The 26,006-nt window shown below is 61.8% G+C and carries 30 protein-coding genes and 1 pseudogene; 19 read left to right on the top strand and 12 right to left on the bottom strand.

Annotation, left to right across the window (positions count from 1 at the left end; translation table 11 throughout):
* Window positions 1-3 precede the first annotated feature (3 nt).
* Genes ribC through ribB form a run of 3 tightly spaced genes read right to left on the bottom strand, consistent with a single transcriptional unit; the run spans window position 4 to window position 1,615 of the window.
* Window positions 4-471, bottom strand: coding sequence for a riboflavin synthase (gene ribC, locus WYS_RS05955; protein ID WP_019177255.1), 468 nt, complete (start codon window positions 469-471; stop codon window positions 4-6).
* Window positions 468-914 (bottom strand): adenylyltransferase/cytidyltransferase family protein, encoded by a 447-nt coding sequence (locus tag WYS_RS05950; protein WP_019177254.1) that lies wholly within the window; start codon window positions 912-914, stop codon window positions 468-470. The genes ribC and WYS_RS05950 overlap by 4 nt, the downstream gene beginning before the upstream one ends.
* A complete protein-coding gene (gene ribB / locus WYS_RS05945) occupies window positions 911-1,615 on the bottom strand; it encodes a 3,4-dihydroxy-2-butanone-4-phosphate synthase (protein WP_026068855.1) in 705 nt (234 codons plus the stop codon). Before ribB ends, WYS_RS05950 begins: the two co-directional genes overlap by 4 nt.
* Before the next feature lie 165 nt (window positions 1,616-1,780).
* Here ribB and WYS_RS05940 point away from each other — a divergent pair, with 165 nt between their 5' ends.
* Together WYS_RS05940 and WYS_RS05935 are read left to right on the top strand one after the other, a co-directional pair.
* Complete coding sequence (locus tag WYS_RS05940) at window positions 1,781-2,818, top strand: bifunctional phosphoglucose/phosphomannose isomerase (RefSeq protein ID WP_019177252.1); 1,038 nt, start codon at window positions 1,781-1,783, stop codon at window positions 2,816-2,818.
* Between the two features lie 117 nt (window positions 2,819-2,935).
* On the top strand, window positions 2,936-4,213 hold the full coding sequence (locus WYS_RS05935) for a serine hydroxymethyltransferase (RefSeq protein ID WP_019177251.1): 1,278 nt from the start codon (window positions 2,936-2,938) through the stop codon (window positions 4,211-4,213).
* Between the two features lie 18 nt (window positions 4,214-4,231).
* On the opposite strand, the gene WYS_RS05930 is transcribed toward WYS_RS05935, so the two are convergent.
* From WYS_RS05930 to WYS_RS05910, 7 genes and pseudogenes are all read right to left on the bottom strand, one after another.
* Complete coding sequence (locus WYS_RS05930; RefSeq protein WP_019177250.1) at window positions 4,232-5,152, bottom strand: TIGR00269 family protein; 921 nt, start codon at window positions 5,150-5,152, stop codon at window positions 4,232-4,234.
* 46 nt (window positions 5,153-5,198) lie between these two features.
* Window positions 5,199-5,843, bottom strand: a complete 645-nt coding sequence (locus WYS_RS05925) for a MarC family protein (protein WP_019177249.1) — start codon at window positions 5,841-5,843, stop codon at window positions 5,199-5,201.
* A gap of 122 nt (window positions 5,844-5,965) precedes the next feature.
* A complete protein-coding gene (locus WYS_RS14550) occupies window positions 5,966-6,232 on the bottom strand; it encodes a DUF6677 family protein (protein ID WP_019177248.1) in 267 nt (88 codons plus the stop codon).
* On the bottom strand, window positions 6,211-6,423 hold the full coding sequence (locus WYS_RS16625) for a zinc-ribbon domain-containing protein (protein ID WP_081579858.1): 213 nt from the start codon (window positions 6,421-6,423) through the stop codon (window positions 6,211-6,213). Before WYS_RS16625 ends, WYS_RS14550 begins: the two co-directional genes overlap by 22 nt.
* A gap of 85 nt (window positions 6,424-6,508) precedes the next feature.
* A complete protein-coding gene (locus tag WYS_RS16445) occupies window positions 6,509-6,808 on the bottom strand; it encodes a hypothetical protein (protein WP_019177247.1) in 300 nt (99 codons plus the stop codon).
* Between the two features lie 132 nt (window positions 6,809-6,940).
* Window positions 6,941-7,003: pseudogene (locus WYS_RS16620) on the bottom strand (zinc-ribbon domain-containing protein); the annotation flags it as partial.
* Window positions 7,004-7,096: 93 nt separating this feature from the next.
* Complete coding sequence (locus WYS_RS05910; protein WP_019177246.1) at window positions 7,097-7,402, bottom strand: hypothetical protein; 306 nt, start codon at window positions 7,400-7,402, stop codon at window positions 7,097-7,099.
* A 559-nt stretch (window positions 7,403-7,961) separates the two neighbouring features.
* Between WYS_RS05910 and WYS_RS05900 the strand changes: the two genes are divergently transcribed.
* From WYS_RS05900 to WYS_RS05855, 10 genes are all read left to right on the top strand, one after another.
* Window positions 7,962-8,933 carry a replication factor C small subunit gene (locus WYS_RS05900; RefSeq protein WP_019177244.1) on the top strand — a complete coding sequence of 324 codons (972 nt, stop codon included), beginning with the start codon at window positions 7,962-7,964 and terminating at the stop codon, window positions 8,931-8,933.
* A 63-nt stretch (window positions 8,934-8,996) separates the two neighbouring features.
* Window positions 8,997-9,146, top strand: coding sequence for a 50S ribosomal protein L40e (locus WYS_RS05895; protein ID WP_019177243.1), 150 nt, complete (start codon window positions 8,997-8,999; stop codon window positions 9,144-9,146).
* A 156-nt stretch (window positions 9,147-9,302) separates the two neighbouring features.
* Complete coding sequence (locus tag WYS_RS14540) at window positions 9,303-10,265, top strand: DUF835 domain-containing protein (RefSeq protein ID WP_019177242.1); 963 nt, start codon at window positions 9,303-9,305, stop codon at window positions 10,263-10,265.
* A gap of 95 nt (window positions 10,266-10,360) precedes the next feature.
* Complete coding sequence (gene eno, locus WYS_RS05885) at window positions 10,361-11,641, top strand: phosphopyruvate hydratase (RefSeq protein ID WP_049796259.1); 1,281 nt, start codon at window positions 10,361-10,363, stop codon at window positions 11,639-11,641.
* A 133-nt stretch (window positions 11,642-11,774) separates the two neighbouring features.
* Complete coding sequence (locus WYS_RS05880; RefSeq protein ID WP_019177240.1) at window positions 11,775-12,965, top strand: nicotinate phosphoribosyltransferase; 1,191 nt, start codon at window positions 11,775-11,777, stop codon at window positions 12,963-12,965.
* Window position 12,966: 1 nt separating this feature from the next.
* On the top strand, window positions 12,967-13,413 hold the full coding sequence (locus WYS_RS05875; RefSeq protein WP_019177239.1) for an OsmC family protein: 447 nt from the start codon (window positions 12,967-12,969) through the stop codon (window positions 13,411-13,413).
* Window positions 13,414-13,834: 421 nt separating this feature from the next.
* Window positions 13,835-14,041 carry a hypothetical protein gene (locus WYS_RS15970; RefSeq protein ID WP_147654459.1) on the top strand — a complete coding sequence of 69 codons (207 nt, stop codon included), beginning with the start codon at window positions 13,835-13,837 and terminating at the stop codon, window positions 14,039-14,041.
* Between the two features lie 111 nt (window positions 14,042-14,152).
* On the top strand, window positions 14,153-14,752 hold the full coding sequence (locus tag WYS_RS14535) for a GTP-binding protein (RefSeq protein ID WP_019177237.1): 600 nt from the start codon (window positions 14,153-14,155) through the stop codon (window positions 14,750-14,752).
* Window positions 14,749-15,174: a hypothetical protein gene (locus tag WYS_RS05860; RefSeq protein ID WP_019177236.1), complete on the top strand. Its 426-nt coding sequence runs from the start codon at window positions 14,749-14,751 to the stop codon at window positions 15,172-15,174. Before WYS_RS14535 ends, WYS_RS05860 begins: the two co-directional genes overlap by 4 nt.
* 200 nt (window positions 15,175-15,374) lie before the next feature.
* On the top strand, window positions 15,375-16,808 hold the full coding sequence (locus WYS_RS05855) for a radical SAM/SPASM domain-containing protein (RefSeq protein ID WP_147654458.1): 1,434 nt from the start codon (window positions 15,375-15,377) through the stop codon (window positions 16,806-16,808).
* 2 nt (window positions 16,809-16,810) lie between these two features.
* On the opposite strand, the gene WYS_RS05850 is transcribed toward WYS_RS05855, so the two are convergent.
* Both WYS_RS05850 and nikR read right to left on the bottom strand, forming a co-directional pair.
* Entirely contained in the window at window positions 16,811-19,222 is a 2,412-nt protein-coding gene (locus WYS_RS05850; RefSeq protein WP_019177234.1) for a DNA topoisomerase I, read from the bottom strand.
* Between the two features lie 75 nt (window positions 19,223-19,297).
* The gene (gene nikR / locus WYS_RS05845; RefSeq protein ID WP_019177233.1) at window positions 19,298-19,756 is read right to left on the bottom strand and encodes a nickel-responsive transcriptional regulator NikR; all 459 of its coding nucleotides are present in this window, start codon (window positions 19,754-19,756) and stop codon (window positions 19,298-19,300) included.
* 84 nt (window positions 19,757-19,840) lie between these two features.
* Between nikR and WYS_RS05840 the strand changes: the two genes are divergently transcribed.
* The 7 genes from WYS_RS05840 to WYS_RS05810 all read left to right on the top strand — a co-directional run bounded on the left by WYS_RS05840 (window position 19,841) and on the right by WYS_RS05810 (window position 25,960).
* Window positions 19,841-20,626, top strand: a complete 786-nt coding sequence (locus WYS_RS05840; protein ID WP_019177232.1) for an asparagine synthase C-terminal domain-containing protein — start codon at window positions 19,841-19,843, stop codon at window positions 20,624-20,626.
* A gap of 23 nt (window positions 20,627-20,649) precedes the next feature.
* Complete coding sequence (locus tag WYS_RS05835) at window positions 20,650-21,966, top strand: bifunctional folylpolyglutamate synthase/dihydrofolate synthase (protein WP_019177231.1); 1,317 nt, start codon at window positions 20,650-20,652, stop codon at window positions 21,964-21,966.
* The gene (locus WYS_RS05830; RefSeq protein ID WP_147654456.1) at window positions 21,920-22,585 is read left to right on the top strand and encodes an endonuclease III domain-containing protein; all 666 of its coding nucleotides are present in this window, start codon (window positions 21,920-21,922) and stop codon (window positions 22,583-22,585) included. Before WYS_RS05835 ends, WYS_RS05830 begins: the two co-directional genes overlap by 47 nt.
* Window positions 22,586-22,717: 132 nt before the next feature.
* The gene (gene hypA, locus WYS_RS05825) at window positions 22,718-23,110 is read left to right on the top strand and encodes a hydrogenase maturation nickel metallochaperone HypA (RefSeq protein ID WP_026068853.1); all 393 of its coding nucleotides are present in this window, start codon (window positions 22,718-22,720) and stop codon (window positions 23,108-23,110) included.
* Window positions 23,091-24,164: a hydrogenase formation protein HypD gene (hypD, locus tag WYS_RS05820; protein WP_019177228.1), complete on the top strand. Its 1,074-nt coding sequence runs from the start codon at window positions 23,091-23,093 to the stop codon at window positions 24,162-24,164. The genes hypA and hypD overlap by 20 nt, the downstream gene beginning before the upstream one ends.
* Window positions 24,165-24,262: 98 nt before the next feature.
* On the top strand, window positions 24,263-25,426 hold the full coding sequence (locus WYS_RS14530) for a CorA family divalent cation transporter (RefSeq protein ID WP_019177227.1): 1,164 nt from the start codon (window positions 24,263-24,265) through the stop codon (window positions 25,424-25,426).
* 72 nt (window positions 25,427-25,498) lie between these two features.
* Complete coding sequence (locus WYS_RS05810; RefSeq protein WP_019177226.1) at window positions 25,499-25,960, top strand: ferritin-like domain-containing protein; 462 nt, start codon at window positions 25,499-25,501, stop codon at window positions 25,958-25,960.
* The last annotated feature ends 46 nt before the right edge of the window (window positions 25,961-26,006 follow it).

The raw sequence follows: 26,006 nt of genomic DNA, 5'->3' as shown, positions 1-26,006 counted from the left end.
TATTCACTCCCTGATCGGTCCAGCGTCCTCGTATCCCTGGCGCAGGCCTTTGCCGGCGTTCCTGGCCAGCTGCTCCTTCCTGAAGAGCAGGTTATAGGCGTTCCGCGCGTGCTCCCGGGCCCGCTGCTTGGCCAGCCAGTCCAGGGTCTTGGCGTCGGGGGCCTCGTCCTCGTGGACGAAGACCTCGATAATGTGGTGATTGGTCATGAGCTGCGCCTGGATCAGGCCGATGGAGGCCTGGTGGGCGCACTGCTTGTCCTTGTCCTGCGGCCCCGGCATCCCCAGCGCCATGACGATGTTGCAGCCCTCCTCCTCGATGAGCTTCTTGGAGGCCACCGGGAGGTCCTTGATGCCCGGCACGGTGTAGCGCAACACCTTGAATCCGGTGCCCATGGTCTTGAGCTCCTCTATGGCCGCACCGCCCATGTCCACCCTGGCGAAGGTGGTATCGGCGATGCCGATGAGCTTCACTTCCCCTCCTCCTTGGCCATGTTGGCGGTGTGCCAATCGATGATCTTCCTGATGATCTTGCGGGTGCCGTTGAGGTCGTCCTCGAACTTGCCCAGGCGGACCACCTCGATGTCCATGCCCCTTTTGGCCAGCTCCTCCTCCAGCATGCTCCTGTCAAAGGCCTGGTCGTAGCCCAGGGCGATGATGTCAGGCCTGATCTCCTTGACCACGCCGTACATGTCCCCTTCCCGCCCCAGGACCGCGCGGTCGACCGGCTTCAGCGATTCCACCAGTTCCAGGCGCATCTTCTCCGGGGTGATGGGCTCGTGCTTGTTCCTTCGCACCGTGTTGTCAGTAGCGACCACCACCACGAGCTCGTCGCCGAGCTTCTTGGCTTCGCTCAGATAATGCACGTGACCTGTATGCAGTATGTCGAACACTCCGCTGGCCATTACCCTGGTCATCTGGACCACTCGCTCGCCTTCCAGGCGTCGACGATCTCGGCGCCCTCGAGGTAGGCCAGGCCATATCTCTTGGCGTGCTCTTGAGCTTTCTCTTTGCGCAGGGCCTTCCCGTCATCGCCCATCATCTCGCACATGGTGGCCGACGGGAACATCCCTGCCATCTTGAGCAGGGCGGTGGAAAGTTCGGTGTGGCCCTTGCGGTCGTTGAGCACCCCGGGCTGGGAATTGAGCAGGAACACATGCCCTGGGGCCCTGAAGTCCGCGCCGAACGCGTCCTTGGCCGCTTCCGGGTCCATGTCCGGGATGCGCTTCCCCAGCTTAGCGAACTCCGAGATGGTCAGGGCGCGGTCCCGGTCCGGGATCCCGGTAAAGGTCTTCCGGTGGTTGATGGTGAGGGAGAAAGCGGACTTGGTGTCGTACGGCAGGTCGTTGGGGGCCAGCTTCCGCAGCACCGGGTGCTTGGCGTAGGACTCGGCGAAAAGCTCCGCGAGGAATGGCAGGTCCAGCTTCTTCCACATGTCGCTGGGGGAGGAGGTGCAGATGAGGCCGCCCGCCTCCTTGCGCATGGCACGCACGCTCTCCGGTGTCACGAACTCGGAGGCGATCACCATGTCGGTCTCTGCTTCCCTGCTGTCCGAATCGAATATCAGTACGAACTTGCCCTCCCTGAGGTCAGAGAAGGCCTTCGATAGTTTGTCCATGTTCTGACCCTCAGAGGCCATGCCTCCCTTCGTATATCATTCATTCTGTAGCTACTATGTTTTTAGTAATGTTCAGGAGATGTCCCGATACTGCACTGGCCGTGATAGCCAGCAGGTGATTCATTAGGAATGTTTTAATTAGGTCCAGGCGCTATTATGAGCGTTATGTTCGTCATGTTGGACGATGCTGACGCCATCACCAGGGCTGACAGCTCGGGCATGCTGCGTCAGATTGCCGATCTCCCCCAGCAGCTGAAAGCTTCCATCGCGACGAAGGTCGACATGGGAGAGGCGCGGGTGGACAACGTTTGCATATGCGGGCTGGGTGGCTCGGCCATGAGCGGGGACATCTTGAGCGATCAATTGGACCGCTCGTCCCTGTTCCCGTCCGCGGTGGTACGCGACGTGCAGCTCCCCCGATGGGTGGACGACAAGACCCTGACCCTCCTGATATCATACTCCGGCAACACCAAGGAGACAATGGCCATGTATGAGCAGGCCCGCAAGAGGAACTCCCTGCTGGTGGCCATCACGTCGGGGGGCTCCCTGCTCCAGACCTGCCAGGAGTGTGGCGAGCGGACCGTGGAAGTGCCCTCCGGACTTCAGCCCCGTGCAGCTCTGGGCTATCTGCTTGGCGCATCGGCCAAGGTGCTGGAGTCCGCTGGCGTAACCCCAGTGGCGACGGAGCTCTCGGGCATGGTAGCGTCCCTGGACAGGCTCGTCGGCGAGCTGGTGCCCTCGGTGCCTACCGAGCGCAATGTGGCAAAGCAGGTCGCTAGGGACCTGGAAGGCAAGATCCCCGCAGTATACTCGTCCCGTTCGGTGAGGGCGGCGGCGAAGCGGTGGCAGACCCAGATCAACGAGAACTCCAAGATGTTGTGCTTACAGGGGGAGCTGCCGGAGGCGGACCACAACCAGATCGTGGGCTGGCTAGACGGCGCGCCTGATGCCGTAACTCCGGTGTTCCTTCGCGCGTCCACCGACAGCGGGATGATGGCCGACATCATGAGCACCACCATCGGCATGTTCGCGGACTTCGGTCGCCAACCCCTCATTGTGGAGCTGGAGGGGGCGTCGCCCCTTGAGAACGTCATGCGTGGCGTCGTTATCGGCGACTTCGTCAGCTACTATCTGGCGATGGTGCAGGGCGTGGACCCCATGCCAGTACCATCGATCACCGAGCTGAAGAAGCGGCTGGGCTGAGCGCCGAGTGCCCTCCTGTCAGCAGAAGCGCCCCATCATCCTAACCAATGTTATCTCTGGGGAGAATCGACCAACATTTATTTTTAGAGGCTTCAGTATGACACGTCGGTAACTTTCATGAAGGAAGATGCTTACTGGATTAGGGACCAGGTAAAGGCCCACACCAAGTGGTTCGAGGAGAGCCTCCCCATGATCGCCTCCGAGAACCTCATGAGCCCCCTGGCGAAAGAGATGATGATTTCGGACTTCCATGATAGATACGCTGAGGGTCTTCCCGGCAAGAGATACTACCAGGGCAACATCTACGTGGACAAGGTGGAACTGAAGTGCCTCGAGCTCGCCCGGAAGATCTTCAAGGCCCAGTTCGTGGACGTCCGCCCGATCTCCGGCACCGTCGCCAACATCGCGGTCCTGTTCGCGCTGTCCCAGCCTGGCGACAAGATCGCCACCCCCGAGCTCGCTTCCGGCGCGCACATCTCCACCGCCCCCTTCGGCGCGGTCGGCCTCAGGGGCCTCAACCCCGTTCACTATCCATGGGATTATAAGAACTGGAACCTGGACGTCGACGCCACCAGGAAGTTCCTGAAGAAGGAGAGGCCCAAGGTCGCCCAGTTCGGCCTGTCGGTGTTCTTGTTCCCCACTCCCATCAAGGAGATCCAGGACGCCCTGCAGGAGGCTGGCTCCGTGGTGTGGTATGATGCCGCCCACGTGCTCGGCCTCATCGCCGGCGGCAAGTTCCAGGATCCCCTGAGGGAGGGCGTGCACGTTATCAGCGCTTCCACTCACAAGACCTTCCCCGGCCCCAACCACGGCATAATCATCGCCGACAAGGTCAGCGACGATGTCCAGGCAAAGTTGGCCAAGGCCGCCTTCCCCGGCGTCACGTCCTCGCACCACCTTCACGCCATGGCCGCCCTCGCCGTCACCATGGCCGAGTACGAGATCTATGGCAAGCAGTATGCCGGCCAGGTCATCAAGAACGCCAAAGCCCTCGGCAGCGCGCTGTACGAGATGGGCCTGGACGTACAAGCCTCTCACCTCGGCTTCACCGAGTCGCACACCTTGGCGGTCAGCGTGGCCAAGAACGGCGGCGGCCCCCAGGTCGCCCTGGACCTGGAGAAGGCCAACATCATCGTCAACAAGAACATGCTCCCCGGCGACACCAGCGCGGTCAAGCCTTCCGGCATACGACTGGGCACGCAGGAGCTTACCCGCCTGGGGATGGAGAAGGGCGAGATGGAAGAGGTCGCCCGGCTCATCTACCGCGTAGTGGTGAAGAAGGAGGACCCCCAGGTCGTCAAGAAGGACGCGTGGGAGCTAAAGAAGGAGTTCACCAAGGTCCGATATTGCCTGAACGAGGGCGAAGAGGCCTACCGGTACAAGGAGCTGGTCTGAGCTCCCCCTTCAAACTCCTTACCCTTTCCTTTTCTTTATCTCGTCGAGCAAGGCGCAGGCCATGCACCGGCCGCTCGGGGACGGCTCTCCGCATGAGCACAGTGCCAGATTTGACTGCGGGTACTTCTCCCTCAGCAGCGGCCTTATGGCGTCGTAGCTGGCCAGGATGGAGAACTTGGTGCCGGGGGACCGTGCTTCCATGGAATCGATGATGTCCCGGTACTCGTTGCGCAGGGCCGCTTCCCAATAGGGGCACACCGCGTCGGAGAAGTCGATCCCCCTCAGCATGGCGTAGAGATACGCTTCCTTCTCAGGCACCTGCCGCAAAGGATGTATGCGGGGCACCAGCCCAGGCTGTACCTTGACGTGAGGTCCCAGCCTCGCCAGCCGTTCCACGTCCCCTCTGGTGAAGTTCATAAGCACGGCCTGGGCCATGTCGTCGAGGTTGTGCCCGGTGGCCAGGACGTCCGCCCCGATGTCCCGGGCTACCTTGTTCATGCACCTCCGGCGGAACACCCCGCAGTACGCGCAGGGGGTCCGCTCGCCGAGCAGCCCGGAAACCTCGTCCATGGTGAGGTCCAGCTCGTTCTCGAAGGATATGGTGTGGTGCGGCACATCGATCTCGCGGCAGAGCCTCTGGGCCTTCTCCAACGCTTCGGGACGGTACCCCGCGATGCCCTCGTCGACCGTGATGGCGGAGATCTCCACGTCCCGCCGCTCGGCGAGGACGTCGTGGACCAGCAGCAGCGCGGCGAGGCTGTCCTTGCCCCCGGAAATGGCCACGGCGATCCTCTTGGTATCTTTGAGGTCCACCTGGTCCCGCAGTTCTTTCTTGACCCTCCGCTCCACATATTCCTTGAAGTGCTCGGCGCATAGATGGCTGCCGTTGTAGCGGATGTAGGTGACCGCGTCCTGACCGCACTTGCTGCACCGAGCCATATCTCGCCAAGAAGGGAGGCCGGTCATAAACCTTTGGTAACGTCGTTCAGGACAGCCCCATCGCCACCAGGATAGACTGGGCTCCGTACAATGCGAACCACTGGCTCGCCCCCCTGAACATGTATTCGATGGCCATGGCGGCGATGAGCAGGCCGACCACCTTGGAGAAGATGTCGATGACCTGCGTGCCGACGCGCTTCACCACTTGGTAAGCGTTCCTCAGCAGGAACCAGGTTATGATCAGGGAAAAGCTCGCCGCCAGCAGCACGGTGATGGCGCCATACTGCACGGTCAGTATGATGGCCGTGGTAATGACCCCCGGGCCCGTGAGTATGGGCGTGGCGATGATGACCCAGGCCACGTTCTGGTCGCTGGAGCGGATGAGGTTCAGACCGAATATGATCTCCATGGACATGAGCAGGAGCACCAGGCCGCCGGCCACCCGGAACCCGTCGATGGTGATGCCGAAGGCCGACAGCAGCTGCTGCCCTATCAGGACGAATATGAGCAGGAGCACCCCCGACACCAGGATGGCGCGGTTGGCGCTCCTGCGCGTGGTCGCCTCATCGTACCCCTTGGTCAGGGCCATGAACACCGGCAGGCTGGCGAACGGATCGTAGACGAAGAACAGCAGCGTAGCTGCGTAGAACAATCCGTTCAGGTCCAGCAGGCCGGGGTCGAGGAGCGACATTCAGGGCTCCGCATGATGCAGGATGTAAATAACGATTGTCAAAATGTAATATGGAACTCTGCGGAAGGCCCTTCAGGGGACATCGGGGAAAAGGAAAATGAAAAGGGATTCTGAAAGGGATTTTACCAGGGAGCGCGCCCGGTCTGCTGGATCGAGGCGTTGTATTGGTTGCTCTTGTTGTAGGCGTCGTAGATCTGCCATATCCAGAAGACGATCGGCAGGAAGATCAGGAACAGGGTCAGCAACCCGATGACTCCAAGGATCACACCGAGGACGAGGAATACTATCCCCTCGGTTATCTTGCCCAGATATATGTGGCCCAACCCTGGTACCAGCACCGCCAGGACTGCAGCGATTCCGGTGCTCTTCATGGGCATGGGAGCGTACATTGGCCCTCCCTGGGGCGCGCCATACTGAGGCTGCCCATAAGCTGTGGGGGGGCCTGGTATTGAGACGGAGGGGCCTGATACTGGCCCGGCGCCTGAGCATATTGCTGGTTCCCGGACGGGGCAGCAGCTCCGCAGTGCTCGCAGAACTTCGCCTCGGCGGGGACCTCACTTCCACAATTAGGGCAGGTCATTAGTAACCTCTCTGGGGGGTTCCATAAGCATGTTGCTAGATAAGGGTATCTCGCTCCTCATGCTAAGATCAGCATAATGGGCCGCTCACCAGGGTGCCCGTCCGCTCCCCTGGAGCGAGGCGTTGTACTGGTTGCTCTTGTTGTAGGCGTCGTAGATCTGCCACGCCCAGAACGCCAGGTACAGTACGGCGATGATCCCGAGGCCGATCAGATAACCAACGCCTCCGGTCGCCACTCCGAGGAACACTGCTACGGCGCCTCCCATGCCTAATATGATGACACCCAGGACGAGGTAGACGATCCCCTCGGTGATCTTACCCAGATATATGTGGCCCAGCCCGGGGATGAGGACCGCCAGGATGGCAGCGATGCCCGCGCTCTTCATCGGCAGAGCACCAGCATACCCGTACGGCTGAGGTCCGTAGTAAGGCGGCGCCTGGTACTGGGGCGGGGGAGCCTGATATTGGCCCGGCGGCACCTGTGCAGAATATCGCGCTGACGGTGCCGGAGCCGCCGCTCCACAATGCTCGCAGAACCTGCTCCCTTCCGGGACGCTTTTACCACATTGTGGACAGAACATTTGGATCCATCACTGGGAGCACCATTACCGGACGCCTTCATAAAATTATGCTATTGAGGTTTGGTGGGGGTTTGCCTCCAGTGACGGTCCGGGTCACCACGCTGGGCGCCCGGACCGGTGGATGCTGCTATTGTATTCGTTCGCAAGCCTGTATGCGTCATAGGTCTGCCATATGAGCAGGAGGATCAGCGCTATGCCGCAGATCAGGGTGACGGCCCATAATATCGGGGCGGCGACCCCCAGTACGATGGTCACTGCGATCACCGCGATGAGGATTATCCCGGCCGCCAGTATGATGAATCCTCTGGTGAGCTTGCCGACGTACATGTGTCCGATGCCCATAATGCCGAACAATCCCAGGATGAACGCGAGGACCGCGGCCGCTCCCGCGCTCTTCATATGGGGACCGTAATATGACGGGTACTGCGGGCGCTGCTGCTGGTACTGATCATACTGCGAGTACTGGGCCTGCGGTTGCTGATACTGCTGATATTGAGGCTGTTGCTGTTGCGGCGGCTGCGAGGGCCGATACTGCGTCTGGGCAGCTCTGGGCGGCTCTCGAGGCCGCTCAGGCTGTTCGTATTGAGCGTGGGTGTGCGCGGGAGGCGGAACGTACTGCCGCTGTTCCCGGGCAGGCTCGCAGGGCTGCTCTTGGGCCCGGACCGGTTCGGCACGCCGCTCCGCGCGCTGCGCCTGTTCCAGGTTGCATCCGCAGGTCCCGCAGAACCTGGCTCCGGTTTCCACCTCGGCACGGCAATTTGGGCAGGTGACCATTGTTAGCTCAGCTCCTTCCAAGATGACTTGGACGGACGTGGTTGCCCATGCAACGTACTAATAATTTACCGAGCAGCGCCCGAAGGTGCTGGCTCCTGTCGAGCACGGGGCGACGCTGCACCCATTCAGCATGGTGGTCAAAACCTTTAACTCGCACTATACCCTTAGGACGGCCCGGACGCGCATGAACGAGATTTGGATCGAGAAGTATCGCCCCCGGAGCCTCAAGGACGTGGTGGGCCAGAAGGACATCGTGGACCGTTTGCAGTCGTACGTGACGGCCAAGAACCTTCCTCATCTCATGTTCGCCGGCCCCGCCGGGACCGGGAAGACCACCTCAGCCATAGCCCTGGCGAGGGAACTGTACGCCGATTCCTGGAAGGGCAACTTCAACGAGCTCAACGCCTCCGATGAGAGGGGCATCGACGTGGTGCGCGGGAAGATCAAGGAGTTCGCTCGCACCGCCCCCATAGGGGGGGCTGATTTCAAGATCATCTTCCTGGATGAGGCGGATGCCCTCACCTCCGACGCCCAGGCCGCCCTAAGGCGGACAATGGAGCGGTACAGTAGGACATGCAGGTTCATCCTGAGCTGTAACTTTTCATCACGCATTATCGAGCCGATACAGTCCAGATGCGCGGTGTTCCGTTTCCGCCCCCTCAGACCGGAGGACATCAAGAAGAACCTCGGCCAGATTGCAGCGGCGGAGATGCTGTCCATTGAGGATGATGCGCTAGATGCCCTCGTCCATGTCTCTCAGGGGGACATGAGAAAGGCCGTGAACTCGCTGCAGGTGGCGGCGTCGCTGGGCGAGAAAATCACCGTTGAGCTGGTCTATCACACCACCGGCATGGCCAGGCCGGAGGAGGTAAAGCAGCTCCTGGAGGTCGCGCTGTCAGGCGAGTTCATCGCAGCGCGGAACCGCCTGGACGATATCATGATATCATATGGGCTCTCCGGCGAGGACATCCTGAAGCAGATCCACCGCACCGTGTTCGAGCTCGACATCCCGGACTACGAAAAGGTCCGCCTGGTCGACCGCACCGGGGAGATAGAGTTCCGCATAGTGGAAGGGTCGAACGAACGCATTCAGCTGGAGTCCCTGCTGGCATATCTGGCCCTTGTCGGCGAGAACCGCGCGGACAGTGCAGACTGAGTGGGGCCAGTCCTACCCAATTTATTTATATGACTATCATATTCATCACGGCAGAGGACTCATATGGCACGTTTCAAGGAAGCTGACGAGAGGCTTCTTAACAAGAAGATCTGCATGAAGTGCGACGCGCGGAACGCCCCCAGGGCCACCCGTTGCCGCCGCTGTGGCTACGACGGCCTCCGCCAGAAGGCGAAGGAAAGCAGAAAGGCTTAAACCTCCTTCCTATTTTCAATTGGGGGCTCCGCCCCCGCTTCGTCGTTTCCACAAACTATCTTCATCGCATAGATAATAATCATGGGGATAGGTTTTTAGCATAGTTTCTCGCTTCGATGAGCTTGGTTATCTGGGGAGGCGGGACTTATCAAGAAGGTGCTCATCGTCGACGACAATCCGGCTATACAGGACATAGTCTCGGAGCTCGTCTCCGGAGCAGGCTTCGTCCCGCTGACCGCGTCAGGGGGTAAGGAAGCCCTGGAGAAGACCGACAGCGAGCGACCCGATCTGATTCTTCTTGACATTAACATGCCGGACATGGACGGGTGGAGCGTCCTCCGCAAGCTGAAGGAGGAGGGCGTAACAGTTTCCACCAAGGTCATGATGCTCACCGCCACCACCGATGTGGGGACGGACATCTTCGGCCTGCAGGACGTCGTTTCCGGCTATATCCGCAAGCCGTTCAACAACAAGGAGCTGTCCGATCGGTTGAGGACAGCACTGGATGAGAGGCCGCCGGTGCAGGAGGTCCCTGAGATCAAGGAACCATCCGGCATATTCCATTTCCTGACCAAGAAGAAGGCCTCCGCCCCGGAGGGTATGGAGAAGGCCAGGAAGTCCGCCAAGAAGTACGAGCTCCGGCGCGGGCTCAGCTATGTGGTCAAGGAGCAGAAGGCCACCAAGTCCTTCGAGATCTTCGTGGACCAGGTCACTCATAACATCCAGGGGCTGTGCATAACCCGACAGTTCCCTGCGGTGGTGCGCCAGGAGTGGGGGCTGGAGGAGACCCCGATAATCTGGCTCAGCAACCAGCTGGGCAAGGTTTACGTGAACCCCGCCAACATCGGGATCCTGGGCGACACGGTCATCCGCTTCATCGAGAAGTCCGACGACAGCGTCGTCCTCATCGACGGCGTGGAGTTCCTCATCGTCAACAACAGCTTCGACAAGGTGCTGAAGATGATCCACCGCATCACTGAGGTAGTGATGGAGTACAAGTCCCGGCTCATCGTATCGGTGGACCCCCGCGCACTGGACCTTAGGGAGATGGCGTTGCTGGAGCGCAACATGGAGATCGTGGAGGGGGAGGTCCCCGCCGCGGTCAAGGTCACTCGCTGATCATTTTTCTCATCCCTCGAAGAAAGGACATAAAAGGGGTCCTGTATTATCCACTCCATAATATACTTGGGATCATCGAGGAGAGTCGAGCTAAAATGTCATCGTCAAAGATCACCCGTGTATGGGCCAGAGAGGTTTTGGATTCCAGGGGCAACCCTACCGTCGAGGCGGAGATCGCCGTCGACAAGCTGGTGGTGCCGGCCATCGCGCCTTCCGGGGCGTCCACGGGGTCCCACGAGGCCCTGGAGCTGCGCGACGGAGGCAAGAGGTACAGCGGTAAGGGCGTGCAGAAGGCTGTGGAGAACGTTCGCACCCTCATCGCCCCCCAGCTCAAGGGGATGGACGTGACGGACCTCAGGGCCGTCGACAAGGCCATGATCGCGCTCGACGGCACGCCGAACAAGGGGAGGCTGGGGGCGAACGCTACTGTAGCGGTGTCCCTGGCCGCGGCCAAGGCCGGCGCGGCCGTCACCGGCAAGGAGCTGCACGAGCACCTGGTGGCGGGGAGCCACGTTCTGCCGGTGCCCATGATGAACATCCTCAATGGGGGGAAGCACGCCGGAAGCAACCTGAAGATCCAGGAGTTCATGATCGCGCCGGCCGGGGCAAAGGCCTTCGCGGAGGCCCTGCGCACCGGCTCTGAGGTGTACCAGTCCCTCAAGGGGATCTTGAAGGGCACTTATGGCGTGGGAGCGGTGAACATCGGCGACGAGGGCGGCTTCGCCCCCCCGCTGGACACCACCAGGCAGGCGCTGGACGTGATCCTCAAGGCCATCGAGGCGGCCGGCTACGAACCGGGCAAGGATGTCTATCTGGCCGTCGACGCGGCGGCCTCCGAGTTCTATAAGGAGGGAGTGTATTCGGTGGACGGCAAGGACCTCGGCCCCGGGGAGCTGGTGGACCTCTATGCCGGGCTGGTGAACGATTATCCGATAATCAGCCTGGAGGACCCCGTGTTCGAGGATGACTACTCTACCATGGCCGAGATGACCCGGAAGATGGGCTCCCGGCTGCAGCTGGTGGGCGACGACATCTTCGTCACCAATATGGAAAGGCTCCAGAAGGGCATCGACATGGGGGCCGGGAACGCCCTGCTCCTAAAGGTCAACCAGATCGGGACCGTATCTGAGGCCATGGACGCCGCGGCCCTCGCCAAGAGCGCCGGGTACGCGGTCATGGTGAGCCACCGCTCCGGCGAGTCCGAGGACACTTCCATCGCCGACATCGCGGTGGCCCTGGGCTGCGGTCAGATCAAGACCGGGGCGCCGGCAAGAGCGGAGAGGACCGCCAAGTACAACCGGCTCCTGCGCATCGAGGAGGAGCTCGGCCCCAAGGCCCAATACGCGGGCACCTCGGCCTTCAAGGCGCTGAGCTGAAACGGGCGTGTCCGCCCCCCTTCCTATTTTTATCCATTCGCATGAAGGACGTCCAGACAGCATCCGTGGGAAAATGATTTATCACTCCAGGGCGTTGTGGCGGCATCTTAACAAACATTATCCGGGGATCACTTTGAAGCGCTTCTTCACCGCCACCGACGAGGACATTGTCCAGGGCAGGACGACCGACATTTATTTCATCCGCACCATGGAGGTCCTGAAGGCCAAAGACATGCTGGGGGCGGAGGCGCTGGCCGAGATGACCCTGGCCAAGTTCCCCCGCGACTGGAAGTGGGGGGTGTTCTGCGGCCTGGAGGAGGCCCTGCGCCTCTTGGAGGGGAAGAATGTGGACATATGGGGCCTGCCGGAGGGCACGGTGTTCCCGTGCCGCACCCAGAGCGGGATCAAGCTCCCGGTGCTCAACATCGAAGGCCCCTATTCTGAATACTGCGTGATGGAGACCCCCATGCTGGGGTTCATGTGCCACTCCACCGGCGTCGCCACCATGGCGGCGCGGTGCCGCAAGGCCGCCAAGGACCGGCCGATGATGGCGTTCGGGGTCAGGAGGACGCATCCGGCCATCAGCCCCATGTTGGACCGTTCGTCCTACATCGGCGGCTGCGACGGCGTCTCCTCGCTGATGGGCGCCGAGCTCATAGGGAAGGAGCCGGACGGCACCATGCCCCACGCCCTCATCGTCATGCTCGGCTCGTCCCAGGAGGCGTTCCGCGCGTTCGACGAGTTCACCGAGCCCTCTGTGCCGAGGATAGCGCTGGTCGATACCTATTCCGACGAGAAGGCCGATGCCATATTGGCGGCGGAAACGATCAGGGACCTGGCCGGGGTGAGGTTGGACACCCCCGGCTCCCGGCGGGGTTCGTTCCCCGATCTGGTGCGGGAGGTCCGCTGGGAGCTTGATCTCCGCGGCTACCACAAGGTCAAGATCCTGCTGTCCGGGGGGCTGGACGACAAGACCCTTCCCGAACTGGTGGAGGCCGGGGCCGATGGCTTCGGCGTCGGGACCAGCATATCCAGCGCGCCCACCGTGGACTTCGCTCTCGATATCGTGGAGAAGGACGGCGCGCCGGTGGCCAAGCGCGGCAAGTTCGGCGGCCGAAAGTTCCTGTTCAAGTGCCCTGACTGCTTCAACTACGAGGTATCGGCCGATCAGGACGAGGTCCCGGTGTGCCGGTGCTGCGGTAAGGAGATGAGGACCGCGTCCGTCAAGCTCATGGAGGGCGGCAAGAGGACCTCCAAGGGGAAGGAGCCAAAGGACATACGCTCGGACGTCCTCAGGCAGCTGGAACAGCTGGAGCTGAACTGAGATGGAGCCGGGAGAGTTCAAGGTCAAGGTCTGCCGCGAGGAGCGGTACAAGTTCCGCATCTCCTTCCACTCCGACAAGGAGGGCGACATATTCATGGACGAGCCGGAGCCCCTGGGGAAGGGAGAGTATCCCAACGCCGGCAAGCTCTTGGCGGCGGCGGTGGGCAACTGCATGTGCGCCTCCCTGGTCTACTGCATGGAACGGTCCAGGGGAGAGGTGCCCAATATATGTGCCGAGGTGTTCACCACCCTGTCCCGGAATGAGCGGGGCCGGCTGCGGATCACGCACATCGCCGTCAAGATGTTCCCCGAGGTGGAGAACGATGCCAAGTTCCAGCGGTGCCGGGAGGTCTTCGAGGACTTCTGCATAGTCACGCAGAGCGTGAGGCAGGGGATCGACGTCGACGTGGAGGTCTTCCCGACACGTTCCAAAGACCCCAGCGTGTGAATGCCTCCCGGAACACCCCCGGACCTAGTTCGAGCTGGCCGACGGAAGACGTTCTCGGGCAGCCCTCGCCGTCCAACGCGCGGGTTTTTCAAATAATAAAAAGGCATGGAATATTAATTCGTCTGGCCCTCATCCAGTATGTTCTGGATAATGAGTCTGAGAATGTAGCTCACTACGGAAATATTTAAGTCAGAAAGATGATACATATGGTCTGTGGGCGGTTCCCGGGTCGCCGAGGCTCATCCTTCGGTTTTCTGGGTCGCCGGCGGAGACGTTTGGAGGGAGCAGAGAACAATCGATCGATCAGCGAATGCTATGAATCTCTCATAGGATCTTTGGAGGGACCGGCGGGTTCGTGGGAACCGTGGTGGGGGTCTCTCACAGCATCCGATGGGATCAAGCATATGCGAAGGGGAAGATTATGTTTGGTCCATATCCAAAGAACAAGGCATTGTGCATCTGTGGCGCTCTCACCGACCTCGACGTCGAGGTGGTTAAGAGGAAGGCCGACCTGGGCAAGAGGGTGGAATGCGCACGCTGCCGCAACAAGAGGATCGCCCAGGAGCACGAGTCCTTGGAGCGCCATTTCCTGGGCATCACCGATGAAGAGATCGACGAAATGCAATAGCCGCTGGCGGCTTCTTTTGACGTGAGAACGTTCGGTCCTTGACCGCAAATCGAAAAATGACGAATTATAAATACGCCAGGGAGAATCCGAACCCATCGCAGGTGTTTCTGGATGGACTTGGTCATCGTGGCGGGTTTCCTGGGGTCTGGCAAGACCACGCTGGTCCTCTCGACCATAGGCAAGATCGTGGAGGACCACGGCAAGAAGGTCGTGGTCATCGTCAATGATTTCGGCACAGTGGGCATCGACGGCAAGATCATGACCAAATACGGCCTGCAAGTGCAGGAACTGGCATCGGGCTGCATTTGCTGCACCCTGGGCCCCGACCTCCTCACCACGGTCCGGGACGTGGAGAAAGGCTTCAACCCGGACCTGGTGGTCATCGAGCCCACCGGGGTCGCCGACCCCCAGGCCATCATCGACTGCATGAAGCATTACCCCGGCACGCCGCCCCGCAGCATCAGGACGATCGTGGCCGTCGACGCGGTCCGCTTCCATGCCATCATGAAAGCGCTGAACCGCCCCCTGACCGCCCAGCTTAAGGCGGCCGATGTCATCCTCATCAACAAGGCCGACGCCGTCAGCGCCGACGCGCTCAAGGGCATGGAGGCAGAGCTGAGGGAGATCAATGCCGACCGCCCCATCATCCCGACCTCCGCCACCGGGGGCACCAACATCGACAAGGTGGTCGAAGCCATGGTGGGAGCATGATCACTCCTGACTTCTCGGCTTACGCCCTGAAGGTGGAGATGTGGTTCGACCCGCCCGTGGGCGGACGTGAGCTGGGAGCGAAGGTGGAAGAGCTGCTCTCCAAGATCGCCCGGGCCTGCGGCGACGCGGGGGCCATCCTCATCGGCCATATCAAGGGCGTGGTGGACACCCCCGACAAGGGGTTCAGGGCCACCAGTGTCCTGGAGCCCCAGGGCAGGCCGGCGTCGCGGGGGGAGCTGCAGGATGGCATCGCCCAGGCCGACCTGGTCATCAATGTCCTCCTCTACGGGCTCACCAAGGGCCAGGTCCGGGAGATCGTGGACCCCCTGGCGGAAAAGGAGATGAGCCTCCCCGGCGCGCGAGTAAAGCTCGTGAACATCGAGGAGAAGCACGGCACCATGGTGCACTTCCAGGACCACTGATGCGAAAGGGGGCGGGCGCATCGCTCGTGCCCCCTTCCCGTCGCAAACCTATTTTTACTCACTCTTAGACTTCTATATTTTCATAAAAGAGGAACGGCCACGGGCCCTGAGCCGATGAAAAGCGGGACTGGCTTGGGATGGGGCCACCCCATAGGCCCTCGTGCCTGCCCTTGGTGTCGGATCGATATGGAGGCTCGGATATGACGTCGACAACGAGCGTGCAGCTGCTTGGCTCCCTCATCGGCAACCCTGTGACCAGGACGCTCCTTGCATCCTACTCCCACCATTGCGAGGCCGACGGGGGGAACCGGCTCGAAGTGGCGTTGGAGCACTATCTCGGCTTAAGGGAGGATGTGTGCCTGCGCTGCCGCCTAGCCGAGGCACCGCTGGCCTCTCTGCTCTCCACCGGGGGCAAGGCCTTCGGGGTCACCGAGGAGGACCTCAAGAGGACCTTCCAGGACCCCTACTGGAGGAAAGGCCTACTCAGCGTGGTCAAGGGCATCTCGGAGTTCGGGATGAAGCGCCCCTTCGTGCCAGGGGCGCCGTTCCAGGTGGTTTGGGACGTCACCTATGCCTGCAACCTCCGCTGCAAGCACTGCTACGCCTCGGCGGGTGAGGCCCACCAGGACGAACTCACCACGGCGGAGGGCGTGGCCCTGATCGACCGCCTTGCCGCCATGGGTGTGCCTATAATAGCGTTCTCCGGCGGGGAGCCCCTGGTCCGCCCCGACCTCCTGGAGCTGGCCAAGCACGCCGAGGGGAAGGGGATGTTCGTGGCCCTGGCTACCAACGGCACCCTGCTGACGCCGGAAAAGGTGGCGGCCTTGAAGGAGAACGGAGTGGGGTATCTGCAGATCAGCCTGGACGGGGCCGACGCCGCCGTTCACGACGGGTTCAGGGGCGTCCCCGGGGCCTTCGACAGGACCGTTGGCGGCATCAGGAACGCGATAGATCAGGACCTCTTCGTCAACATCTCCACCACGGTCACCCGGAACAATATCGGCGAAGTGCCTCAGATCATCGATCTCTGTGGCGATCTGGGGGTCAACTGGTTCATGGCCTATAACTTCATCCCGGCGGGGCGGGGCCGGAACATGATCGAGGAGGACCTCTCCCCCGAGCAGAGGGAGGAGCTGCTGGAGATGCTGTACCATCGGAACGACGGTTCCAAGATGCAGGTGCTCACCACCGCCCCGCAGTTCGCCAGGGTGGCGCTGCAGCAGAGCGGAGGGCCCGCGTTCGTTCCCACTCATTTCTTTAACCAGAAGGTCGCCGGGGACCTCATGGGCCTGACCGAGTTCGTGGGGGGCTGCGGCGCGGGAAGGTTCTACATGGCAATACGCGCGAACGGGGACGTGGACCCCTGCGTGTTTTTCCACCATACTGTGGGGAACGTGCGCAGGGACGACCTCGAGGACCTGTGGAGGCATGATCCCTTCTTCGCCTCCCTGCGCGACAAGGACTCCTTGCGGGAGAATTGCGGCTCCTGCGATTACCGGCATCACTGCGGGGGCTGCCGGGCCCGCGCCTACAGCTATTCAGGGGGAGACCATCTCGCCCCCGACCCGGGGTGCGTCAGGAACGCCCAGGCCTATCGGGACATTCGATCTATGATCATAAAGGACATCCGCTGAGGTCACTCGGCGGGAGCAGGGGGCTCGGCCTTCTTGGCCGTTGGCTTCTTCGCCGTGGCCTTCTTGGGGGCCGCCTTTTTCGCCGACGCTTTCTTTGCTGGGGCCTTTTTCGCGGCGGTCTTCTTGGCCGCCGGCTTCTTGGCGCTGGCGCTGTCCTTGCCCTTTTTGGTCGGGCACTCCATGTTGGCGCAGAACGTCCAGGTGCGGCCGCGGTTCCGGATCATCAGCACGGGGGCGCCGCAGGCGCTGCACTTCTCGCCGGTGCCGGTGAGCTGCCCCATCTGCGGCAGCGGGTAGGTCTGATCGCAATCGGGGTAGCCGGAGCACCCCAGGAACCTCTTCCCCGCCCGGGAATAGATGAGCCGGAGATCCTTGCCGCACTTGGGGCAGGTGGCGATGGTGGTCCGCTCCTTGTTGGTGGGGCAGTTGGGGTCAAGGCAGTGCACCGATACCGGCTGCCCTCTCCGGATGACCTTTACCATGGGGGCCTTGCACTCCTGGCAGATCTCCTCGGTAGGCTGCACCAGGGCGCCCGGCGGCATCGGATAGGTCTGGTCGCATTCCGGGTACTTGGAGCACCCCACGAACGACTTGCCGAACCGCGTTCGTATGGCCTTCAGGTCGGAACCGCATTTGGGGCATTTACCTATGAAGTGCTGCGACTCCAGCGCCTTTTGTATCTCCCCGCCGATCTGCTCGCGGTGCGTCTCCATGGTGTCCAGGATATCCGAGAGCATGTCCTGCGATTCCGATACCACATCGTTCAGGGAGGTCTTGCCACTGGCGATCTCGTCCATATCTTGCTCGAGATGGGCGGTCATTTTCGGATCGGCGACGATCTGGGCGTGACGGATGAGCGCCTCCGCCACAGCCACCCCGCTGGGTGTCGGCATCAGATCGTTACCCTCCACGTACTTGCGGTCGTAGAGCTTCTGTATAATATCATGCCGGGTTGACTTGGTCCCCAGGCCCAGGCGCTCCATCTCCTGGATCAGGCTCCCCTGCGAGTACCTGCTGGGAGGCTGGGTCATTCTCTTGTCCGAGGTGACGCCGAGCAGATCGACCTCCTGCCCTATTGACAGCTCGGGGAGATCGGTCTCGTTGATCTTGAAGTAGGGATAGTACTTCTTCCATCCCAGGAACAGCATCTTGTAGCCCTTGGCGTCGAACACCTCGGTGTTGACATCGATGGATGCCGAGGAAAGCTCGGCCTTGGCCGGAGGCGCCACCGTGGCCATGAACCGCCTGGCCACAAGCTCGTAGATGGCCCACTTCTCCCCCTTCAGCTGCTTGCTGGTGGCCGCTTCGGTCGGATAAATAGGAGGGTGGTCGGTGGTCTGCACCTTGCCGCGGGACGGGCGGACGTGCTCCTGCGCCAGCAGCTCCTCTGCCTCGGCCTTGAAGTCCGACTCCTTCAGCTTCTCCAGTATCCTGCGGAGGCCCAGGGAGGTCGGGTACACAGTGTTGTCGGTCCTGGGGTATGAGATGTACCCGGCGGTATAGAGGTCCTCGGCGATCTTCATGGCGCGGGACGCGGTGAAGCCGAGCTTGTTGGCCTCCATCAGCATCATGGTGGTGTTGAACGGCGGGAGAGGATACTCGTCCTTCTCGTGCTTCTCATACTCCAACACCTTCCCATTGGTCTGCCCCTCGCAGTTGGCCAGGGCCTTGGCGGCCTCGGCCTCGTCATGGAAGGGGTTCTTGACGTGATTGCCGTGGAACTCGGGCCCGTGCTGGAAGCGCGCGGAGACGTTCCAGTACGGCGTGGGGATGAACTCCTCGATGGCCTTGTGCCTCGCCACCACCAGGGCCAGGGTGGGGCTCTGTACTCTGCCCACGGAAAGGAAGTTCCCGCCGCCCTGCTTGGAGGCGAGGGAGATGAAGCGGGTGAGGACGGCGCCCCAGGCCAGGTCGATCTTCTGCCTGCTTTCGGCGGCGTCGGCGAGCTTCTCGTCCGGCGCCGTGAGGTCCCGGAACGCGGTGTCGATCTCCTGCTTGGTGAACGCGCTGAAGCGGGCCCTGCTCACCTTCTTGCCGGCCAGGTCAAGAAGGCGGGCCGTTTCCAGTCCAATGAGCTCCCCCTCGCGGTCAAAGTCGGTCGCGATGACCACTTCATCCACATCCTTTGAGATGTCGCGGAGGGTGCTGACGATATTGTGAGCGGTGATCCTCTTCTCCGGCTCGGCGGAGATAAGGTCGGCAAGCTTCACCTCGGTCCAGTTATTGAGGCTCGGAGGATAGTCAAGCTCGATGATGTGGCCCCTGAGGCCGACGATATAAGTCATGCCCCCATCGTCCTCGAACTGGAAGACAGGAACCTTGTTGATACTGGTCCTCTTTGACGCACCTTGGGATAATATGGTAGCGATCCTGGCCGCGGCATCGCTTTTCTCCGAGATGATGAGCCTGCTCATGCTCTCCGTCCAAAGAACACGGAGTATAAAAAAGGTGCCCCAGGCCCCTCGAAATTTCACAGCCAGATATACAGATCAGTGCTTGTGAGGATGCTGATTGGAGTGCTGGTGCGGCCGCCCGCTGTCCATGGAGCCGGAGGTCATGGTCAGCTTCCCGAAGAGGACCCCCTTTACGGAGATCAGCTCGTCGGCGAGGTGCTTGACGTCCTTGACCCTCCCCCAGATCACCATGACCTCCAGGCATTGCTCGAGGTTCAGATGTATATGGGTGGTGGAGGATATGTTGGCGTGGTGGAAGTGCTGGATCTCCATGAGCCGCTCTTGCACCCCTCCCTTGTGATGCTCGTATACCAGGGTGATGGTGCCCACCACGTCGGCATCGGCATCGGTCCATCGGTCTTCCACCAGCGCACTGCGTATGAGATCCCTAATCGCTTCCGACCTGGTGTCGTAGCCCCTTCCATTGACCAGAACATCGAACTCCTCAAGCAGCTCGGGTTCGAGGGATACACCGATGCGGGTGACCTTGTCCATCGAAAGGAACGAACGCGGTCAATCCTTAAAATCCTTGTCAGGCTCAGGTTTATCTCGTCAGCGGCCTTGACATTGACGAATGTCATGAACTACGGCGAGGCGATACTGGGCGCCTTGGACGGCGCGGTGGCGAAAACGATGTCCGACAAGCCCGTGGCGATCATGTTCTCGGGAGGCCTAGACAGCGGGGTCCTGGCCGCCTTGGCCAAGAGGTACGGGTCACCCACGCTGTATACTGTTGGCATAGATGGATCCCATGACCTCCGCGCGGGCGAAGAGGGGGCGTCCGCCCTGGACCTCCCCTGGACGCCGTACGTTCTCACGGAGGACGAGGTACTGGCGGCGTGCCGGGAGGCCCTGTCCATCGTCCCCATGGACCATCCCGTGGTGCTCTCCTTCGAGCTGCCCCTTCAGATTATCGCCTCGCGATGCCGGGAGAGGGACCTCATGAGCGGGCAGGGGGCTGATGAAATATACGGCGGATATCGCCGCTACCTCGACATGCCCTCGGAGGAACTGGGAATGAGCCTAAGGGCGGACCTGGAGCACGTGCTCAGGGACGGAGCTCCCATGGACCATCGCATCGCCGGCCACTATGGAAAAGAGATCCACCACCCCTTCCTGGACCCTGGGGTGCGGAATGTGTCCGGGGCCATTCCCGCGGGGGAGATGATCAGGGACGGAGTGAGGAAGGCACCCCTGCGGGACGCGGCCATGCTCCTCGGCATCGAAAGCATTGCCTCCCGGGAGAAGAAGGCCGCCCAGTACGGTTCTGGGTTCATGAAGGCAATGAAGGCGGAGGCACGCCGTCGCCGCGTTAGCCTCAAGGATCTCATGGCCGAGCTCGGCGGGGCGGAGCAACATAGTTAAGCAGCCTCGCGCATGAGCGGCCCGTGGACTACCATGAGACGCTGACCTGGCTGTTCGACCAGGAGACCATGGGCATCAAGTTCGGGCTGGAGAACGTCACCGAGCTGCTGCACAGGATGGGTGATCCGCACAAGAGCTTCCGCTCCGTGCACGTGGCCGGGACCAACGGCAAGGGGTCGGTGAGCGCAATGACCGCCTCGGTGCTGGGCAAGGCGGGGTATAGGACCGGCCTATACACCTCCCCCCACCTGGTGGACTTCCGCGAGAGGATGAAGGTAGGCGGGAAAGATATCGGCCAGAAAGAGATGCTGCGTCTGGCCGAGGAGGTCCGGGGCCACGCCGAGGAGATGCGCTCCGGGTCCGAGAAGAAGAGGCTCACCTTCTTCGAGCTCACCACGGCGATGGCCTTCGCCCATTTCGCCCGGGAGGGGGCAGAGATGGCGGTGGTGGAGGTGGGCATGGGGGGAAGGCTGGACGCCACCAACGTCATCGAGCCGGAATGCTGTGCCATCACCGCCATCAGCCTGGAGCACACCCAGTACCTCGGGCCTACCATCAGGGACATTGCCGGGGAGAAGGCCGGGATAATCAAGCCGGGCGTGCCGGTGGTGACGATCGACCAGTCCCCCGAGGCCCTGGAGGTGTTCGCCTCCATCGCTCGCCAGAAGACGGCCCCCCTCAAGATCGTGGGGGCCGACCATGGATACGAACTGATATCCTCGACCCTCAGCGGGACCGGCGTGTACGTCGAGGAGCTGGGGATGAACATAGAGGTGCCTCTGGTGGGGTCTTACCAGGGGGCCAACTGTGCATTGGCGTGCGGCGTGCTGGCGGAACTGATGGGGCGGGGCATCTACATACCTGATGAGGCTATCGACCAGGGGATGAGATACGTGAAATGGCCGGGCCGGCTGGACGTGGTGTCATGGGACCCCCGTCTCATCCTCGACGTCACCCATACCCCCGCCGGGGCGGAGGCCGTGTCCGCCGAGGTGGAGCGATTGGTGGGCAGCGATGTCGTCCTGGTACTGGGAGTGCTGGCCGACAAGGATGTCCGCTCCATCGCCGCATCCTTCGGCCGCATCGCCCGGCGTGCTATCGCCACCGCTCCCCGTACCAAGAGGGCCGCTGCCGCCTCGGCAACGAAGGAGGCGCTGCGACCTCACTGCCCCGTGGAGATGGTCGACGACGTGGGGGAGGCGGTGGAGAAGGCGCTCGGCGCGGCGGGAAAGGAGGACACCGTCCTGGTGACCGGCTCGCTGTACACCGTGGGCGAGGCCATGAGGTGGCTGAATGAAAGGAAAACCCGTGTCGGAGATACTGGACAGGCTAGAGCATAGGTCGGACGAGCGTGCTTTCCCGGGGACGGCCCTGGGCCGGGAGCCCTCCTGGGAGAGGACGCCCTTCACCACTCTGATATCCACGGTGCTCTCGCAACGCAACCGTGACGAGTGCACCTACGCCGCCTCGGAGAGGCTGTTCTCCAGGTACCCTAGCCCGGCCCTGCTGATGCGCGCGCCCCTGGACGAGGTGGACGCCCTAATAAGATCGGTAAACTTCCACACCTCCAAGGCCAAGGCGATAAGGGAGATCGCCCGCATCGTGCAGGACCAGTTCGGAGGGGAGGTGCCGAGGGACGCGGAGTCCCTGATGTCCCTCCCCATGGTCGGACGGAAAACGGCCACCTGCGTGCAGGGGTACGCCTTCCACATGGACGTGATATGCGTAGACACCCACGTGCACCGCATATCCAACCGCATCGGGCTCGTGAGATCGAAGACCCCAGATGAGACGGAGGGGCAGCTGATGGAAACGGTGCCCCGGGACCGGTGGTCGGAGATCAACGAGGTGTTCGTGCGGTTCGGCCAGGAGGTCTGCACTCCCCTTCGTCCCAAGCATGAGCAGTGCCCCATCAGGGAGTTCTGCGACACGTACCAGAGGGACGCGGGAAAGAGGTAGAAGCAGCTCCCTCCCATGCACTCCACTTCGTACCGGCCCTCACGGAAAACGCAGCGGTCCTGGCCAGCCCCCTGCCCCTGGGCGAAGGGGGCCGGCAATCTCTTAAATATCGGGGGCCTGATGGAGAACGGAATGCACGAGGTATCGGTCATGTCCAGCATCATCGAGTCGGTGCTGGAGGAGCTGAAGAAGTACAACGTGGAGAAGGTGGAGGAGGTCCACCTCACCATCGGGGAGATGACCTTCCTGGGGGAGGACCAGCTCAGCTTCGCTTTTGAGATCCTCAGCAAGGGAACGCTACTGGAAGGCTCCCAGCTGATCATCGGCCACGAGGACGCGGAGGTGAAGTGCCGCTCCTGCCAGTATCAGGGAGCGCCCGACCGCCTCGATGATGAGATATACCATTCCAGCATGCCTACGCTGAACTGCCCGAAGTGCGGCAGAGGCGTGGAGCTGACCAAGGGCAAGAGCTGCCTGGTCCGTTCGGTGAAGGTGGTGGAAGCAGATGTTCCGGTTCAGGGATGAGAAGGCTGCGCAGAAGATCATCGAGTCCATCCGCAGGGAGGAAGTGAACCTTCGGTTCATGCACGTGTGCGGGACCCACCAGGACACCCTGGTCCGCTTCGGTCTCGAGGCCATGCTCAAGGACGTAGGCGTGGAGATCCGCCAGGGCCCGGGCTGTCCGGTATGCGTCACCACCACCAACGAGGTCGCCGACGCCATCGCCCTCGCCGATGCCGGGGTCACCATAGCAGTGTTCGGGGACATGCTGAAGGTGCCGACCCCCCTGGGCTCGCTGGGCGACGCCAAGGCCCGCGGTAGGGACGTGCGCATCGTGTACTCGGTGGAGGACGCCGTCCGCATGGCCCCTGAGGTCAAGAGCATGGTGTTCATGGGCATCGGGTTCGAGACCACCAGCCCCACCACCGCGGCGGTGATGGTGGAGCCTCTGCCAAAGAACTTTTCCGTGTACTCATGCCACCGCCTCTTGCCGCCGGCACTGCACGCTATCATCAACATGGGGGAGTTCCGCATCGACGGGCTCATTGAGCCGGGGCACGTGAGCGCCATCATCGGCACCGCCCCGTACGACGTGTTCTCCGAGAAGTACCACATCCCCCAGGTCATCGCCGGCTTCGAGCCGCTGGACCTCCTGATGTCCGCCCACCACCTGGTGAAGCAGGTCAAGGAAGGCCGGGCCGAGGTGGAGAACGAGTACAGCCGCTTGGTGAGGAAGGACGGCAACCCCATCGCGGTGAAGCTCCTGGAGCGGGTCTTCAAGCCGGTGGACCGGACCTGGAGAGGGTTCCCCACCATACCCATGAGCGCCTACGACCTCCAGGAGGAGTTCGACGCCCACAATGCCCGGCTGGTGCACGAGGACGTTCTCGAGGCGAGGCCGCCCGTGGCGGAGGAGCACAAGGGATGCCGTTGTGGGGAGGTGCTGCGTGGGCTGATCAACTCGGACGAGTGCCCAGCGTTCGGCAAAGCGTGCAACCCCCGCTATCCCATGGGCCCATGCATGGTGTCTCGCGAGGGCGGATGCAACATCGCGTTCCGTTACCGCGGGAAGCTATAATTGCGCCCCGGACCGATGGTCCGACGCCCCAAGCAGGGGGACAGCACCCTCAAATAGCCGGGTGCGGGATACCCCTCATTCTCGTCCGAGGGAGATATATGGACCAGGCGATCAGCGGCGCGGCGAACGGGGTGAGCGGGGCGGAGCCCAAGGCTCCGGAAGGCAACGGCAACGGGTACGCCAAGATGCGCGCGGTCGGCGTGACCCTTCCCCCCGGCGGCAGGCCCATCCGCCTGTCCGGCGAGGCCCCCGTCGATTTCCTGGGCCAGGTCCGCGACAACAGCCTCACCTGGCTGAACTTCACCGTGAGCGACGTGGAGCGGGACGGAACCTTGGTGGCCAAAGCCTTCGGCTTCAGCGAGAACCTCGTGCCCGCTCTGCTGAAGGGATACCTGGCGAACTTCGAGGACCGGGACGTGGAACTGGGCATGCTGCTGCCGGCAGTGAGGATAAAGAAGGTCGAGTTCGAGTCGTTCCCGCTCATCATCCTGGTGAAGAAGAGCTTCATCCTCACCATCCACCAGGAGGATGTGTTCAGGCTGGTGAACTTCTCCCGCTACTCCGAGGTGTTCGTGAAGAAGCTGCCGGAGAGCATGTCTTCCGAGGACAAGCTCACCCTGATGCTGGCCCGCATCATCGACGAGAACAACAACCGCAACTTCGAGCAGCTCAGGGAGATCGAGGACCAGGCCGACTGGCTCTCCGAAGCGCTGGTCGACGCCAATGCCGAGCGGGCCCGGCTGGGCCAGGACATCTACGAGATGAAGCACACCCTCATCGTGTACCTCAACACGCTGTGGAGGACCCTGGACACCCTCAACAACCTCCGCTACGGCGACGCCGACCTCATCTCCGACAACAACAAGGTGCTGGCTAAGGTCAACTTGCTGGTAGAGAACGTGACCCAGCAGATATCGCTTAGCGAGCACATGTCCGAAGTGCTGGCGTCGGGCCTGGAGGTGCTGCAGTCCATCTACAACAACCAGCTTCAGGTGCTCAACAACCGCATGGCGCTGGCCATGACCTGGCTGACCATTCTGGGCACCGCCGTGCTGGTGCCTAACACCCTCGCCACGGTGGGAGGGATGATGTCGCTGGAGGGCAGCGGCCTGACGTGGTTCCTCGGCCTGATCGGGCTGGCTACCGTCGCGTCCACCATCATAGCGTGGTGGTGGGTGACCAAGAGGGTCAAGCTGCCGGTCCAGGCGGACAAGTGGGTCCCTCCCGGGTCCCCCTCCAAGAGGAAGGGAAAGGGGGCCTGAGGACCTCCAATACTTTTAATATGGACCTGCTTCAAACAATAATGCCAAGAAGATCATGATGGAGGAGATGGCTTGGCAAAACCGGTAAAGGAAGGCGCGGCCTCTGAGAAGATGAAGAAGATGCTCAACGAGGCCATAGCAATGGAGCTTCAGGTAAGCATCCAGTATATGTGGCAGCATGTCCAGTGGAAGGGAGCGAAGGCCTACGCGGGCAACGACATGTTCAAGAAGATAGCCATCGCCGAGATGAAGCACGCCGAGGCGATCGCCGAGAGGTTGTACTACCTCGGGGGGATCCCGACCACCAAGCCCGCCACGGTCAGCGTAGGAGGCGAGGATGTCTGGGACCAGCTCAGGATGGACGTGAAGGCCGAGGAGAGCACCATCGCCCACTACAACGAGATCATCAAGCTGGCCGCCAAGGAGGACGACGTCACCACCAGGGTGCTGTTCGAACACATCCTGGAAGAAGAGGAGGAGCACCACGACTGGTTCACCTCCTTCCTGGACGACCCCGAAGGGGGAAAGCGCTGAGGCCTCCGGCCCAGCCATTTTACGTTTTTCCATCCTCCACGCCGAA

The organism is Methanomassiliicoccus luminyensis B10, assembly GCF_000308215.1.
Classification (GTDB): Archaea; Thermoplasmatota; Thermoplasmata; order Methanomassiliicoccales; family Methanomassiliicoccaceae; genus Methanomassiliicoccus; species Methanomassiliicoccus luminyensis.
The sequence above is the reverse complement of the archived record's forward strand: the minus strand, read 5'-3'. Positions and strand labels throughout refer to the sequence as shown.

Coding starts and splice junctions, on each gene's coding strand:
- WYS_RS05950 (WP_019177254.1), bottom strand. CDS start 914: ATGACCAGGGTAATGGCCAGCGGAGTGTTCGACATACTGCATACAGGT.
- ribB (WP_026068855.1), bottom strand. CDS start 1,615: ATGGACAAACTATCGAAGGCCTTCTCTGACCTCAGGGAGGGCAAGTTC.
- WYS_RS05940 (WP_019177252.1), top strand. CDS start 1,781: ATGTTCGTCATGTTGGACGATGCTGACGCCATCACCAGGGCTGACAGC.
- WYS_RS05935 (WP_019177251.1), top strand. CDS start 2,936: ATGAAGGAAGATGCTTACTGGATTAGGGACCAGGTAAAGGCCCACACC.
- WYS_RS05930 (WP_019177250.1), bottom strand. CDS start 5,152: ATGGCTCGGTGCAGCAAGTGCGGTCAGGACGCGGTCACCTACATCCGC.
- WYS_RS05925 (WP_019177249.1), bottom strand. CDS start 5,843: ATGTCGCTCCTCGACCCCGGCCTGCTGGACCTGAACGGATTGTTCTAC.
- WYS_RS14550 (WP_019177248.1), bottom strand. CDS start 6,232: ATGTACGCTCCCATGCCCATGAAGAGCACCGGAATCGCTGCAGTCCTG.
- WYS_RS16625 (WP_081579858.1), bottom strand. CDS start 6,423: ATGACCTGCCCTAATTGTGGAAGTGAGGTCCCCGCCGAGGCGAAGTTC.
- WYS_RS16445 (WP_019177247.1), bottom strand. CDS start 6,808: ATGAAGAGCGCGGGCATCGCTGCCATCCTGGCGGTCCTCATCCCCGGG.
- WYS_RS05910 (WP_019177246.1), bottom strand. CDS start 7,402: ATGAAGAGCGCGGGAGCGGCCGCGGTCCTCGCGTTCATCCTGGGATTG.
- WYS_RS05900 (WP_019177244.1), top strand. CDS start 7,962: ATGAACGAGATTTGGATCGAGAAGTATCGCCCCCGGAGCCTCAAGGAC.
- WYS_RS05895 (WP_019177243.1), top strand. CDS start 8,997: ATGGCACGTTTCAAGGAAGCTGACGAGAGGCTTCTTAACAAGAAGATC.
- eno (WP_049796259.1), top strand. CDS start 10,361: ATGTCATCGTCAAAGATCACCCGTGTATGGGCCAGAGAGGTTTTGGAT.
- WYS_RS05875 (WP_019177239.1), top strand. CDS start 12,967: ATGGAGCCGGGAGAGTTCAAGGTCAAGGTCTGCCGCGAGGAGCGGTAC.
- WYS_RS15970 (WP_147654459.1), top strand. CDS start 13,835: ATGTTTGGTCCATATCCAAAGAACAAGGCATTGTGCATCTGTGGCGCT.
- WYS_RS14535 (WP_019177237.1), top strand. CDS start 14,153: ATGGACTTGGTCATCGTGGCGGGTTTCCTGGGGTCTGGCAAGACCACG.
- WYS_RS05860 (WP_019177236.1), top strand. CDS start 14,749: ATGATCACTCCTGACTTCTCGGCTTACGCCCTGAAGGTGGAGATGTGG.
- WYS_RS05855 (WP_147654458.1), top strand. CDS start 15,375: ATGACGTCGACAACGAGCGTGCAGCTGCTTGGCTCCCTCATCGGCAAC.
- WYS_RS05850 (WP_019177234.1), bottom strand. CDS start 19,222: ATGAGCAGGCTCATCATCTCGGAGAAAAGCGATGCCGCGGCCAGGATC.
- nikR (WP_019177233.1), bottom strand. CDS start 19,756: ATGGACAAGGTCACCCGCATCGGTGTATCCCTCGAACCCGAGCTGCTT.
- WYS_RS05840 (WP_019177232.1), top strand. CDS start 19,841: ATGAACTACGGCGAGGCGATACTGGGCGCCTTGGACGGCGCGGTGGCG.
- WYS_RS05830 (WP_147654456.1), top strand. CDS start 21,920: ATGAAAGGAAAACCCGTGTCGGAGATACTGGACAGGCTAGAGCATAGG.
- hypA (WP_026068853.1), top strand. CDS start 22,718: ATGCACGAGGTATCGGTCATGTCCAGCATCATCGAGTCGGTGCTGGAG.
- hypD (WP_019177228.1), top strand. CDS start 23,091: ATGTTCCGGTTCAGGGATGAGAAGGCTGCGCAGAAGATCATCGAGTCC.
- WYS_RS14530 (WP_019177227.1), top strand. CDS start 24,263: ATGGACCAGGCGATCAGCGGCGCGGCGAACGGGGTGAGCGGGGCGGAG.